This window comes from Blastococcus tunisiensis, assembly GCF_900112815.1.
Lineage (GTDB): Bacteria > Actinomycetota > Actinomycetes > Mycobacteriales > Geodermatophilaceae > Blastococcus_B > Blastococcus_B tunisiensis.
In genome coordinates, this window is the sequence record NZ_FOND01000008.1 from 88,895 (window position 1) to 102,326 (window position 13,432).

Here is a 13,432-nt window from a genome sequence, read left to right on the forward strand (position 1 = left end):
CGCGCCGCGCGGGACGACCGCAACTGCACTCTCGGTGAGCGAACGCCCTCAGCGGTCGCGGCGGGCGGTGAAGCCGCTGACGAAGTCGCGCAGGCTGCGGGTGGGCCGCAGCCAGGCGCCGTCCGGCGGCAGCGCGTCGAGGCGGACCCGGTCCAGCGGCTCGACGAACGCCCCGGGGACGTCCTCGATGTCGATGAACTCCAGCAGCTCGGAGCTGATCGCGTAGCCGGCGACCTCGCTGAAGGCGACGACGACGACCTGGGTGCCCTCGCGGACCAGCTGCTCCAGCGGTTCGGCGAAGTTGCGCCCGTCCCCGGAGAACACGACCAGCCGCCGCAGCCGGTGGCTGTGCGCCCGCACCGCGATGTGGTCGAGCATGTCCTGGTCGATGTCGTCGTCGGGCTGCGACTTCGGCCGGGCGAACACCGCGTAGCCGAAGCTGCGCAGCGCCTCCACCCACCGCTGCAGCGTGCCCGGCTGCGGCGGGATGTTGGCGAAGACGCACGCCTCCACCTCGGCCGCTCCCGGGGCGCCCGGATCGCCCGCGCCGTCGACGAACCACGCCGCGATCGCGTCGAAGCGGGGCCGCGAGGCGGCGGTCGGGCGGGCTCCGATCACCGTCGACAGGGTCATGTCGATGTTCGGGGCGTCCCAGATCAGCAGGTCCAGCGCCGGCTGCGACCGGTCCTCGGCCGCCGCGCCGGGAGGCGACGGGGAGGGCCCGCCGGGCACGGCCTCCTCGTCGGTCGGGGTGGCGAACTCGGCGTCGAGGCTGTCGGGCACCCGAGCAGTGTGCCGCGCCGGGTCCGCACCGGTGCGCGGCGGGACCGCCGGGGGCGTCGCCGTCGGCCGTGGCGGCCCCGGGGGTGCCGTCGCCCGGCGACGGGTCCGGCGACCGATCACCCGACCTGGGCGGCCGTGCTGGCCGCGACGGCGAGCGCGCAGAGGTCCCCGCCGGCCGCCTGGACCGATCGCACGAAGCGGGGCACCTCCTCGCCGGGCATGGGCTGACCGAGCAGCCAGCCCTGGGCGAGGTCGCAGCCGGCCTCCCGGACCATCCGCAGGTGCTCCGGGGTCTCCACGCCCTCCGCGACCGACTTGATGCCGAGGGTCCGGGTCAGCTCCACGATCGCCGCGAGCACCGCCCCCGTCTCACCGGCCACGGCCCGCTCGGCCGCGTTCAGCAGCGACCGGTCGATCTTGAGCGTGCCGATCGGGAGGGAGAAGAGCTGGGCGAGGGAGGACCACCCGGTGCCGAAGTCGTCGATGGCGACCCGCACCCCGAAGCTCCGCAGCACCGTGAGCTGGTCCTCGGCCCGCGTCGGGTCCTCGGCGACGCTGGTCTCGGTCAGCTCGAGGACGAGCTGGTCGGCCGGCAGACCGGAGTCGCGCAGGGCCACCCGCACGTCGCGGACCAGGGTCTCGGCGGAGAAGTGCCGGGCGCTCACGTTCACCGACATGCGCAGGGGCAGGCCCTGGGCCGCCCACTCGGCGGCCTTGCGCGTCGTCTCCCGGAGCAGCCAGCGGGTGATCGGGATGACCTGCCCGGTCTCCTCGGCGACGGACAGGAAGCTGTCCGGCGGCAGCAGCCCCCGCTCGGGGTGCTGCCAGCGGACCAGCGCCTCGACGCCGTCGACCTCGCCGGTGTCGAGCCGGACCACCGGCTGGTAGTGCACGACGAGCTGGTCGATCGCCTCGCCGCGCAACCGGGTGGCGACCTCCAGCCGCCAGCGCGCCGCCTCGCGCAGCCCCGGGGAGAACAGGTGGACGCGGTCGCGCCCGGAGCTCTTCGCCGCGAACATCGCCGCGTCGGCGTCGCTGAGCAGCTGGTGCGGGTCGCGCACGTCGGAGCGCGACACGGCCACCCCGATGCTGGCCGACAGGGGCACCGAGATGCCCGAGGCGATGAACGGCAGGGTGAAGGTCGCCTGCAGGCGGAAGGCCAGGGCCGCAGCCTCCGCCTGGTCGCAGCCCCGGGCGAGGACGACGAACTGGTCCGCGCCGAGCCGGCCCACGGCGTCGCCGGGCCGAACCTGCTCGGTCAGGCGGCCACCGACCTCGCGCAGCAGGCGGTCGCCGAGCTGGTGGCCGAGGGAGTCGTTGACCGTCTTGAACCCGTCGAGGTCCAGGACCAGCAGCGCGGTGCCGGGGGCGCCCGGCGAGCCCACCGCGAGCGCGTCGGCGATCATGTCCAGCAGCGTGGCCCGGTTCGGCAGCCCGGTGAGCTCGTCGTGTCCCGCCCGCCAGGCCAGCACCTGCTCGCCACGGACCCGCTCGGTGACGTCGGTGTGGGTGACCACGATCCGCCGCGAGTCCTGGACGCGCGCGGCCTGCAGCTGGTACCAGCTGGCGGACGAGCCCAGCTGCGCGGAGTACTCGTACTCGAACGAGCCCGGCAGGCTCTCGGGGGCCTCGGACCGGAGCCGGCCCAGCGCCACGCCGATCGCCTCGTGGTCGGCCGGCCGCAGCCCGCGACCGAGGGCGTCGAGGTAGTCGTCGCCGACGACGCCCGACCGGATGCCGGCGCTCCGCAGCAGTTCGCCGTCGGCGTCCCAGGACCGGTTGGTGACCAGGATCCGGCCGTCCTCGTCGAGCAGCACCGTGGCCGCGGGCAGCGCCTCGATGACGGCGGCCAGTTGCCGCAGCTCGGCGTCGCGCTGCTGATCGGTGCGGTACCGGGCATCGACGTCCCGGAGGAGGACTGCGACGCCGTCCGCATCCGGGAACGTGCGGACCTCCAGCCAGCGCCCCTGCGGCTCGTAGAAGTACTCGAACTGCCGTGGCTGCCCCGCCTGCTGCGACCGGCGCACCTGCTCCTGCGCGAGGGACCCCTTGGCGGCGGGGAAGCAGTCGACGAGCCGCTGCCCCAGCAGCTCGCCCGCCGGTTTCTGGAACAGCCGCTCCGCCGCGGCGTTCAGGTAGACGAAGCGGCCCGCGGGGTCGAGGCGGTACACGGGATCGGGGACGCCGGACAGCACGTCGGACTGCCCGGGCCGGGGGCGCTCGCCGTCTGGTCGCACGCTCCCCCCGCCTCGCCTGCTCGTCGTCCGCGCCGGGCGGAACGTCGGTACGGACCCGTCCGGCAGTGCCGTGGCGCCCGGTGAATGACAACGAGAGTAGTCATGCGGACGGGTGATCAGACAGGGGCGATCGCCGCCCGCTCGACGATCTTCCCCGCGTCCGCCGCGGCCGGCAGCATGCCGAGGACGGCGCCGCCGCGTTCGCCCAGGCGAGAGGCGCAGAAGGCGTCGGCGACCGCCTCGGGGGCATGCCGGAGCAGCAGCGAACCCTGCAGGCAGAGCGCCAGCAGGCCGGCGATCCGACGCGCCCGGAAGGGCAGCTCCTCGGGTTCGCCGAGCTCCGCGTGCAGCCGCTCCACCGCGTCGTCGAAGCGGGCGTCGACGCCCCGGGCGAGCTCGATCTCGGCGGTCACCGCCGCGAGGGTGTCCGAGGACCGCCCCATCGCCCGCAGCACGTCGAGCGCGATCACGTTGCCCGATCCCTCCCAGATGGAGTTCAGGGGGGACTGACGGTAGAGCCGCGGCAGCCCCGAGTCCTCGACGTACCCGTTGCCCCCGAGGACCTCCATCGCCTCGGCGACGACGCCCGGCGTCCGCTTGCACACGTAGAACTTCGCCGCGGCGCCGGCCAGTCGCAGGAAGTCCGACTCGCCCGCGTCGACGGCGGCGGCCAGCCGGACGGCCAGCGCGGTGGCCGCCTCGCTCTCGACGGCGAGGTCGGCCAGCACGTTCTGCATCAGCGGCTGCTCGACGAGCAGCGCGCCGAAGGCCCGCCGGTGCCGCGCGTGGTGGATCGCCTGGGTGAGCGCGGCGCGCACCGTCGCGGCCGAGCCCAGGACGCAGTCCAGCCGGGTCATGTTGACCATCTCGATGATCGCCGGGACCCCGCGGCCCGGCTCACCGACCAGCCGGCCCACCGTGCCGTCGAACTCCACCTCGCTCGAGGCGTTGGACCGGTCGCCGAGCTTGTCCTTCAGACGTTGCACGTGGAACACGTTGCGGCTGCCGTCAGGGAGGACCCGCGGGACGGCGAAGCAGGAGACGCCCTCCTCGAGCTGGGCCAGCACGAGGAAGAGGTCGCTCATCGGCGCGGAGGTGAACCACTTGTGGCCGGTCAGCCGGTAGGAGCCGTCGGGCTGCGGCACCGCCCGCGTGGTGTTGGCCCGGACGTCGGAGCCGCCCTGCTTCTCGGTCATGCCCATGCCGGCGACCAGACCCCGCTTGGCCGACGGCTCGGTGAGCCCGAACTGGTACTCGGTGCTGGTCAGCCCGGGCTCGTAGTCGGCGGCGAGGTCCGGGCTGCGCCGCAGGGCGGGGACGACGGCGTAGGTCATCGTCACCGGGCAGCCGTGGCCCATCTCGTTCTGCGTCCACCCGAGGTAGCCCACAGCGCGCCGCACGTGCGCGTGGGCGGAGTGCGCCGGGGCGGTGGAATGGGCGGTGGATTGCTCGGCCCACGGCGCGCCGGCCAGGCCGTTCCCCACCGCGGTGCGCATGAGGTCGTGCCAGGCCGGGTGGAACTCGACCTCGTCGATCCGGTGCCCGTAGCGGTCGTGGGTGCGCAGCCTGGGCGGGTTCTCGTTGGCCAGCCGACCCCATTCCTGCGCCTGCTCGCTGCCGGCCAGCCGCCCGAGGTCCGCCAGCGACGAGAGCGTGGCCGCATCGGCATGCCGGACACAGGCCTCGGCCAGCGCCGCGTCGCCGGCGATCGGATCGTGCCCGGTCAGTGGCGGGACCTGGTTGGTCACCTCGTGCGTGAACCCCATGATCGGCACCGTACGTGGCGGGGGCGGGCGGCCGGGAGATCCCGCGGACGGCGGGTCAGGCCGGTTCGCGGAGCCGGTCGGCGATCGAGTCGACGGTCTCCACCCGGCCGGTCAGCACGTCGGTGACCAGGTCGACCACCTGCGCGTCGGTGAGGCTCGCCGGCCGGCCGCGCCGCGCGAGGTACACCGCCGTGGCCGCCCACGCGAAGGGCCGGTTCCCCTGCACCAGCGGCGCCGTGGTGGCCAGCGAGTGCAGCAGCGCCGCCGCCCGCTCCTCCACGCTCGGGTAGACGTCGCGGCCGAGGGCGCGGGCCTCCATCCGGGCGAGGGCCGCGCTGAGCAGGCCGAGGTCCCGCACCCGCACATCCGGGCCGACGGTGCGCCGGGCGACCTCCAGGAGGTCCTCGACGCTCAGTCCTGCCATCGGCCCAGCCGGCCCACGGCCCCGGCGTAGCGGTCGAGCTCCTGGTCGATCAGCACGGCGAGCGGCACCTCCGGCTCGTGGGCCCGGATGTAGGCCTCCACCGCACGGCGGGCGACGTCCTGCATCGACGCCCCCTCGGCCTGTGCCCGGCGACGCAGGGCCTCGCTCTGCGCCGCGCTGAGACGAAGCGTCATGGCCACGTGAACGCCCCCCGAACGTGTTCCGGATCGCTCTCGGTCAGGTATCAGAGTGATACCAGACGGCATAACGATCTTGTTACGGTCACTCTGCGCAATCCCCCGGTCAGGTGATGGCGTGTGACACGCCGCACTATTCCGGTCCGAGCCGGGACGGCTGGTCACGGGACGGACCGATTCCTAACGTCCGCGCCATGACGGGGACCACCACGAGCCGGAACGGCGTGCAGCCGTCTCCCGCCCGGTGGTCCTGGCTCCGGCGCACCGCCGCGGCCTGCTTCCTCGGCGCCGGCGCGTACGCCGGCCTCGCGGTCGTGACGGAGGTCGTCGCGCACGCCGACGAACCGGCCGCCGCCACCGCCGAGGCGACGACGCAGGGGGCGCCACCGGCGGAGCCCGGCACGGCCACGGCGTCGTCGACCACCCCGTCCTCGGCCGCCGCGTCCTCCGGCACCGCGTCCTCGACCACCACGTCCTCCACCACGACGGTGACGTCGACGACGCAGACCCGGTCGTCGTCCGGGACGGTGACCACGACGTCGACCGTCGTCCGGAGCTCGTCCGCGACGGCGTCCGTCGCACCGGCGCCGGCGACGGGCGAGGGGGACCCGGCGACACCGCCCGGCGGCCCCGCACCCGCCACCGACCCCGCGACGTCCGGCGGCGGCCCGGGTGCGCCCCCGGCGACGACCCACGCCTCGACCTCCGCCACGGAGGTCACCACGACGACGGCCACGGCCTCCGCCGACGGCGCGACCACCGTGACCACGACGACCCGCACGACGACCGGCCCGACCCAGGGCAGCACGACCAGCGGCACCACGCCCAGCGGCACCACGCCCAGCGGCACCACGACGGACGGCACCGCGACCACCGGCACCACGACGGACGGCACCGCGACGGACGGCACCGCGACGGACGGCACCGCGACCGGCACCGCGACGACCGGGACGGGCGCGGGCTCCGCCCCGTCGACCTGCGCCGCGACGTCCGCCGGCGCACCGGCGACCCCGGCGGCCGCCGGACCGGCCGGCGCCACCCCGGGATGCGTCCCGACCGAGCCCGCCGCCGACCGGCCGGGTGCCCCGGCCCTCGTGGACTGCGCCACCACCCCGCTCACGGTGGCCGCCGCCGGCTCGGCCGCCGCCACCGGTGGTGCGCCCTCGCCGTCGACCGGCGCCCAGCGCACGGCGCCCGCCGTCCCGGTTCCCGCCTCGTCGGCCGCGCCGGTCGTCGGTCAGGTCGTCGAGCAGGCCGTCGAGGCGCTCGACGACGCCTCCGGCCCTGCCGGGCCCGCCCCCGAGCGGCCGGCCCCCACGGCCCCGGCCGCCGCCCTCGGCGGTGCCGGCTGCAGCAGCCAGGGCGCGGGCCCGGGCAGCCCCAAGGGAGCGACCGCCGCGACGGCGGTGCTGGGCTCCCCCGCCGGGATCTCCCTCGCAGTGCAGGACGCCGGCCTCACCGAGCCGGCAGCGGGGTCGCCCACCACCAGGGCGACCGACCCCGCCACGCCGCCGGACTGACGCCGCCGCACCAGCGGCCTGCGCCCGTCCCCGAGGTGTGCCACGGGGGGCACATCACCGACCAAGTGCAGCCGCCCCGCACGTTCACCCACCACTCACCGGCGCGTCACTTCATACCCAACCGTGGCGCGCACACTCGCAAAGGACACGCACACGATGAACCGATCCGTGAGGAACGGACTCGCCATCGCCGGTATGGCCGGAGGAATGCTCTTCCTCGGCCAGGCGGTGGCAAGCGCCGACACCGACGCAGCCGCGTCGGGAGAGATCACGTCCACCACGGCCGGCCACGGCAGCGGTGACGCGACCAGCGTCAACGGCCAGAAGGTCGCGGCCGGCAACGACGTCGAGAACGACGCCAGCACCGGGGACGTCGACGCCGGCGGCGGCACCTCCGCCGTCGGTGTGGTCGCCGGCAACGGCAACACCGTGCACGCAGCCAGCGGCGCGGGCGACGTCGACGCCTCGCAGAAGGTCGCCACGGAGGTCACCGTGGCCTCCCAGGCCAACGGCGGGACCGTGACCGGCAGCAACAACGCCGCAGCGGGCAACGGCGCGACCAACGAGGCCACCGCCACCGGCACCATCGACTCCACCACCACCGGTGGAGCGGGCTACGGCGGCGATGCCACCAGCGTCAACGGCCAGGTCGTCGGCGCCGGCAACGACGTCGACAACGAGGCCGAGACCGGCGACATCGACGCCGGCGGCGGCACCTCCGCCGTCGGTGTGATCGCCGGCAACGGCAACTCGGTCGTCGCCCACAGCTACAAGGGTGACGTCGACGCCTCCCAGCACGTCGACACCACGGTCGACGTCGCCTCCGCGGCCAACGGCGGCCACGTCGCCGGCAGCAACAACGCCGCCGCCGGCAACGGTGCGCACAACACGGCGGACGCGAAGGGTTCCATCGACTCGACGACGACCGGCGGCAGCGGCCGGCACAGTGACTCCGACAGCGCCAACTACCAGCACGTCGGCGCGGAGAACGCGGTCGAGAACGAGGCCGAGACGGGCGACGTCGACGCCAGCGGCGGCGAGTCGATCGTCGTGGTGGAGGCCGGCAACGGCAACACCCTCTACTGCTCGTCGGTGAAGGGTGACGTGACCTGCCACCAGAACATCAACGTCATCATCAACATCATCTCCGAGGCCAACGGCGGCACCGTGACCTGCACCAACAACGCCGCCGCCGGCAACGCGGCGGAGTGGAAGTGCGAGCTCCCCAAGGCCCCGGCGCCGGCCCCGGCTCCGCCGGCCAAGCCGGTGGTCCAGCCCGAGAAGGACTGCCCTGAGGAGGCCAAGCCGGCGTACACCGCGAAGCCCGCGGCTCCGGCAGCCGCCAAGCCGGTCGCCTACCGCCCGGCTGCGATGAACACCTACGCACAGCCCACCGGCCAGCTGGCCTACACCGGCGCCGAGACCACCGCTCCCCTCGCCCTGGGCCTGATCGCCCTGGGTGCGGGTGGTGCTCTCACCCTCGCCGGCCGCCGCCGCACCTCCGCGACGGTGTGATCCACCGGCCCGCCGCCCGGACTCCCCGGGGCGGCGGGCCGGGCTCCATCCCAGGACGTCGCCTGCCGGGGGAGCGGTCCCCTGGCAGGCGGCGCCCCTCGGCACCTCGCCGGACCACCCTCGGCAGACAGGATCCGTGGTGAGCAGCGCAGTCGACTTCGAGAGCCCACCGGCCGACGTCCGGGACGCGGCAGCCCCGCGACGGGGTGACTCCGTCCGCACGCTGCTGCGCGGCGTGGGGCAGACGCTGATCACCATCGGCCTGGTGGCGCTGCTCTTCGTCGTCTACGAGCTCTACGTCACCGATCTGCTCGCCGCGCGCGAGCAGGACCGGCTCAGCGAGCAGATCCAGGAGCAGTGGGCGGACCTGCCACCCGCCGACGCGCCGACCGTCGCCCCGCCGGCCGGCTCCGCCACCCCCGGAGCCGACCCGGCGCCACCGGCTCCGGAGTCGATCCAGGTGGGCCTCGGCGACCCCGTGGCCGTCCTGCACATCCCTCGCCTGGGCGCGGACTACGAGCGCGTGGTGGTGGAGGGCACCGCCCAGGTGCAGCTCGCCCAGGGGCCGGGCCACTACCTGGACACGGCCATGCCCGGCCAGGAGGGGAACTTCGCGGTCGCCGGCCACCGCGTCGGCCGCGGCTCCCCCTTCCTCGACCTGGACCGGATGCGGCCCGGCGACGCCGTCGTCGTCGAGACGGCCAGCACCTGGTACGTCTACCGGGTGCTCGGCGACCCGGCCACGGGGGACTTCGGGGCCGACCCGAGCGGGATCCCCGGCCGCGCCGTCGTGGACCCGGCCGCGGTGGACGTGATCGCCGCCGTCCCGGGTCGTGCGACCGCCGGCCCCACCGAGGGCGCCTACCTGACCCTCACCACCTGCCACCCGAAGTACTCCGCGGCACAACGGCTGGTCGTGCACGCCCGGCTGGACGGCGCCCCGGTGAGCAAGGCCGCGGCCCCGGACGGCCCGCCCGCGCTGGCCGGCTGACCGGCCCTCCCCCTCGATCCACGACCAGGACAGGAGCCCGCTCGCATGTACACCTGGATCTGGCGCCGGCTGCCGGGGAACACCGCGGTCAGGTCGCTGTCCGCCCTGGCCCTGGTGCTGGCGGTCGCCGTCCTGCTGCTGTTCGTCGTCTTCCCCGAGGTGGAGCCCCTGCTGCCGTTCACCGACGTCACCGTCACGGAGTGACCGCGGCGGCCCTCAGGCGGACGGACCACCGAGCAGCGCACCGCGCAGCAGGTGCATGGCCATCGTGACGGACCGCTCCCGGACGGCGGCCCGGGAGCCGGGGAGGCGCAGCGCCCGGGCCACCCGTCCCGCCGGGGTCGAGACGCAGACGTGCACGGTGCCCACCGGCTTGTCCGCCGTGCCCCCGCCGGGCCCGGCCACCCCGGTGATCCCGACGCCGACGTCCGCCCCGAACCGGGCGCGGGCTCCGTCGGCGAGGGCTCCCGCGACCTCCGGGCTGACCGCACCGTGCTCGGCCAGCATCGCGGGCGGGACGCCGAGCAGCTGCTGCTTGGCGGAGTTCGCGTACGCGGTGACGCCACCGAGCACCCACGCCGAGGAGCCGGCGCGCTCGGTGAGGCGCGCCGCCAGCAGCCCGCCCGTGCACGACTCACCGGTGGCGACCGTCCATCCGCGGTCCGCGAACCCCCGGGCGACCAGGTCGTCGAGGGAGGGGCCGGTGGAGAACAGCGTGTCGGCGTACTCGGCCGCGAGGACCGCACCGAGCCGGTCGTAGGCAGGCTGCGCCGACGGCGGGAAGCGGGTGACGATCTCGAGCTCGCCGTCGCGCAGGCAGGTGGTGATCTCCAGGGCGCCGAGCTCGGCCTCGTGCTCGCGCAGCGTCGCGGCCAGCTGCGCCTCGAGCGTGCCCCACAGCCGGACGGTCTCCTGGCGCAGCTCCTCGGCGCCGGCCAGGGCGGTGCGCAGCGACGGCTCGGCCAGCGCGGCGGGCCACATGCCCTGCAGCTCCGCCGGAGGGCCGGGCAGCACGAGGACCGTCGGCCCGCCCCGTCCCGCCGCCGGGGGCACGACCAGCCCCGGCGCGGTGCCGACCGGCTCGAGCACGGTGGCTCCCTCGGGCACCAGGGCCTGCTTGCGGACACCGGCAGCCGTGGCCACCGGATCGGTCCGCCACCCCCGGCGGGCCGCGAGGCGCTCGACGATCGCGGCGATGCGGCGCTCCAGCTCCGGGTCCACCGCCGACGGCCGGCCCTGCACCTCGCCGACCAGCTGGGCGGTCAGGTCGTCGGCGGTCGGCCCGAGCCCACCGGTGGTGATCACCAGGTCCACCCCGGTCCCGGCCAGGAAGGTCAGGGCGCCCCGGAGGTCCTCGGGCCGGTCACCCACGACGACCACGTGCCCCACGTCGACGCCGAGGAGGCGCAACTGCTCGGCCAGCCAGGGGCCGTTGCGATCGGCGACCCGCCCGGTCAGGACCTCGGTCCCGGTGACGACGATGCCGGCGCGCGCACTCACGGCCCCGACCCTAGGGCCGCCGGCCACCGGGGCGCCTGACCGGGCTGCCGGGCGGACGCCGATAGCGTGCGGGGCGGTGGTGGTCCGGACGACGGGCCACCGGAGTGCGCGGCACCGGACGCAGAGGAGGACCCGTGAGCTCGTCCGATCCCCAGCGGCCCGTGGAGCCGGAGGACGGCACCCCGCCGGGAACCCGCGAGGTGCCGGCCACGCAGCCGACCGGCGGGGCGTCCGCCGCGCAGAGCCTGCCGCCGCATCCGGGGGCGATCACCCCGGCCCCGGTGCGGCCGGTCGACGGCCCGGCCCCGACCGGGCCGGTGGACTTCGTCCCCGGTCCGCCGGGCGCCGGCACACCGCCTCCCCCGCCACCGGTGCGGCCGACGCCACCAGGTCCTGCAGGAGGCGCCCCGCAGTCGGATGCCCTGCGCTCGGATGTCCCGCGCTCGGATGCCGCGCCGCCGAAGGCCCCGGCGGCCCCGCCGCAGACGGACGCGCCGACGCGGACGTGGCCGGAGACGCTCGATTCGGACGACACCGCCGCGGAGCGGTCGCGGACGACCCGGGTGCGCCCACCACGGGATCGCCGGACGCTCCTCGGCCTCGGGCTGGCGGCCCTGTCGGTGGTCCTGCTCCAGCTGGGGCTCGCGCTGCGCTGGGACGGCCTCGAGTCCTCCTGGGAGGCCATCCCGCTCTGGTCGGCCTTCGCCACCGGCTGCGCGCTGCTGGCGCTCGCGGCGTTCCTGGCCTCGGCCGCCGCGGGCCGGCTACGGGCGGAGACGGCGTGGCGGACGGCCGCCGGCGGGCTGGTGGGGCTGGCGGCCTTCTGGCTGCTGGTGGTCCTGCCCGTGGTGGCCACCGATCGCGGCTTCCTGCTCACCGCCGCACTCGCCGCCCTCGGCGGGGCGCTGTGGACGGGACCCCGCGACAGGGACTGACCGTCCGGGCTCACCCGTTGCGGCCGTTCCCCCTGCCGTTCCCGCCGGCGTTGCCGTTCCCGTTCCCGCCGGCGTTCCCGTTGCCGTTGCCGTTGCCGCCGGCGTTCCCGTTCGCCCGGCCGTCCCCGGTCCCGGTGGCGTCCTCGCCGGCGGTCCCGCCGCCGGAGACGGCCTCCCCCCCACCGGCGGTGCCGGCCCCGGGCCCCGGGGCCAGCACCTCCGTCGCGGGCCCGGCCCCCTGCTCCGGCACCGGAGGATCCGCATCGGGCGGGGCCGGGGGCGCCACGGCGTAGGACACGATCACGGTCTGCCCCTGCCGGACGGCGCCGGTGGGGCTGACGCCCGTGACCAGCCCGGGCTCCTGCGCGTCCGTCTCCTCCACCGCTCGCTCGACGGCGAGCCCCCGGGCGCCGAGTTCCGCCTCGACCTCGCCGACCGGCCGTCCCACGAAGTCCTCGGCGACCAGCACCACCGGCGCGGAACCGGCCTCCTCCACGGCCGGCGGCGGAGGGCTGTCGAGGAGCTGGCTCCCGGCCAGCGCGATCCCGGCCCCCGCGACCACCGCGGCCAGCGGCGCCAGGACCCGGACGGCGCGACGCCGCCAGGGCAGCACGACGGGCTCCCCCGCGATGAGCGGCCGGGTGCTCCCGGCGCTCGGCCGGGGGAGCATGCGTCCGGCCAGCACGTCCGTGACGGCGTCCCGGAAGGCGGCTCCGTCGGCGAACCGGGCCGCGGGGTCCTTGAGCAGGGCGCGGTCGACCAGCCGGCGGACGTTCTCCGGCACGTCCTCGGGGAGCGGGTCCGGGGTGTCCCGCACCTGCATGAGGGCGACCTGCACGGAGTTCTCCCCGTCGAAGACCCGCCGTCCGGCCAGGCACTCGTAGCCGATGACCCCGAGGGCGTAGACGTCGCTGGCCGGCCCGGCCTTGCCGCCGGCCGCCTGCTCGGGCGAGAGGTAGTGCGCGGTCCCGACCACCTGGCCGGTCTGCGTGAGCGGCACGCTGGCGGCCGACCAGGCGATCCCGAAGTCGGTGATCTTCACCGTCCCGTCGTCGGCCACCAGGATGTTGCCGGGTTTGACATCCCGGTGCACGACGCCTGCGGCGTGGGCCGCCGCCAGCCCCGAGGCGGCCTGCTGCAGGAGGTCCAGGGTGCGGCCGACGGGCAGCCGTGGCTCGCGGGCGAGGACGTCGCAGAGCGCCTCCCCCTCGACGAGCTCCATCACCAGGTAGGCCACGTGCTCCGGGGCGGCGTCGTCGGCAGGGACCTCGCCGTAGTCGTGCAGCGCGGCGATGTTGCGGTGCGCGAGCGCGGCGGTGTGCCGCGCCTCCGCCCGGAAGCGGGCGAGGAAGGTCGGGTTGCCGGTGTACTCGCTGCGCAGCACCTTCACGGCCACCGGACGGTCCAGCACGGTGTCGCGGGCCCGCCAGACCTGACCCATGCCCCCGGTGGCCAGCAGCGCCAGGAGTTCGTACCGGCCGCCGACGGTGGGCCCGCCGAGCTCTCCCATCCCGTTCCCCCTCCTGCCGCCGGACCGACCTCCGAGCCTGGCACCCGCCGGCGT

At 75.8% G+C, this 13,432-nt stretch carries 13 protein-coding genes; 5 read left to right on the forward strand and 8 right to left on the reverse strand.

Annotated features, from left to right (window positions below):
- Positions 1 to 48: 48 nt before the first annotated feature.
- The 6 genes from BM142_RS11760 to BM142_RS24540 form a co-directional block, all read right to left on the reverse strand.
- On the reverse strand, positions 49 to 783 hold the full coding sequence (locus tag BM142_RS11760) for an NYN domain-containing protein (protein WP_254790826.1): 735 nt from the start codon (positions 781 to 783) through the stop codon (positions 49 to 51).
- Between the two features lie 116 nt (positions 784 to 899).
- Positions 900 to 3,020: a putative bifunctional diguanylate cyclase/phosphodiesterase gene (locus BM142_RS11765; protein ID WP_092198513.1), complete on the reverse strand. Its 2,121-nt coding sequence runs from the start codon at positions 3,018 to 3,020 to the stop codon at positions 900 to 902.
- A gap of 116 nt (positions 3,021 to 3,136) precedes the next feature.
- Entirely contained in the window at positions 3,137 to 4,786 is a 1,650-nt protein-coding gene (locus BM142_RS11770) for an acyl-CoA dehydrogenase family protein (protein ID WP_092198516.1), read from the reverse strand.
- Between the two features lie 55 nt (positions 4,787 to 4,841).
- Positions 4,842 to 5,210 (reverse strand): type II toxin-antitoxin system death-on-curing family toxin, encoded by a 369-nt coding sequence (locus BM142_RS11775; protein ID WP_092198519.1) that lies wholly within the window; start codon positions 5,208 to 5,210, stop codon positions 4,842 to 4,844.
- Positions 5,198 to 5,404 carry a hypothetical protein gene (locus BM142_RS11780; RefSeq protein ID WP_092198835.1) on the reverse strand — a complete coding sequence of 69 codons (207 nt, stop codon included), beginning with the start codon at positions 5,402 to 5,404 and terminating at the stop codon, positions 5,198 to 5,200. The genes BM142_RS11775 and BM142_RS11780 overlap by 13 nt, the downstream gene beginning before the upstream one ends.
- Before the next feature lie 136 nt (positions 5,405 to 5,540).
- A complete protein-coding gene (locus BM142_RS24540; RefSeq protein ID WP_217640691.1) occupies positions 5,541 to 6,515 on the reverse strand; it encodes a hypothetical protein in 975 nt (324 codons plus the stop codon).
- Here BM142_RS24540 and BM142_RS11790 point away from each other — a divergent pair.
- The 4 genes from BM142_RS11790 to BM142_RS24545 all read left to right on the forward strand — a co-directional run bounded on the left by BM142_RS11790 (position 6,502) and on the right by BM142_RS24545 (position 9,637).
- The gene (locus BM142_RS11790) at positions 6,502 to 6,927 is read left to right on the forward strand and encodes a hypothetical protein (protein ID WP_139228863.1); all 426 of its coding nucleotides are present in this window, start codon (positions 6,502 to 6,504) and stop codon (positions 6,925 to 6,927) included. The genes BM142_RS24540 and BM142_RS11790 overlap by 14 nt on opposite strands.
- A gap of 156 nt (positions 6,928 to 7,083) precedes the next feature.
- On the forward strand, positions 7,084 to 8,442 hold the full coding sequence (locus BM142_RS11795) for a hypothetical protein (RefSeq protein ID WP_139228864.1): 1,359 nt from the start codon (positions 7,084 to 7,086) through the stop codon (positions 8,440 to 8,442).
- A 139-nt stretch (positions 8,443 to 8,581) separates the two neighbouring features.
- The gene (locus tag BM142_RS11800) at positions 8,582 to 9,433 is read left to right on the forward strand and encodes a class E sortase (protein WP_092198531.1); all 852 of its coding nucleotides are present in this window, start codon (positions 8,582 to 8,584) and stop codon (positions 9,431 to 9,433) included.
- A gap of 45 nt (positions 9,434 to 9,478) precedes the next feature.
- Complete coding sequence (locus tag BM142_RS24545) at positions 9,479 to 9,637, forward strand: hypothetical protein (protein WP_092198533.1); 159 nt, start codon at positions 9,479 to 9,481, stop codon at positions 9,635 to 9,637.
- A gap of 12 nt (positions 9,638 to 9,649) precedes the next feature.
- On the opposite strand, the gene BM142_RS11810 is transcribed toward BM142_RS24545, so the two are convergent.
- Positions 9,650 to 10,933 carry a competence/damage-inducible protein A gene (locus BM142_RS11810; protein ID WP_092198536.1) on the reverse strand — a complete coding sequence of 428 codons (1,284 nt, stop codon included), beginning with the start codon at positions 10,931 to 10,933 and terminating at the stop codon, positions 9,650 to 9,652.
- A 134-nt stretch (positions 10,934 to 11,067) separates the two neighbouring features.
- On the opposite strand from BM142_RS11810, the gene BM142_RS24200 reads away from it, so the two are divergent.
- On the forward strand, positions 11,068 to 11,868 hold the full coding sequence (locus tag BM142_RS24200; protein WP_139228865.1) for a hypothetical protein: 801 nt from the start codon (positions 11,068 to 11,070) through the stop codon (positions 11,866 to 11,868).
- A gap of 10 nt (positions 11,869 to 11,878) precedes the next feature.
- Here the strand turns inward: BM142_RS24200 and BM142_RS11815 are convergent, their stop codons facing one another.
- Positions 11,879 to 13,378: a protein kinase domain-containing protein gene (locus BM142_RS11815; RefSeq protein ID WP_139228866.1), complete on the reverse strand. Its 1,500-nt coding sequence runs from the start codon at positions 13,376 to 13,378 to the stop codon at positions 11,879 to 11,881.
- Positions 13,379 to 13,432: the final 54 nt, after the last annotated feature.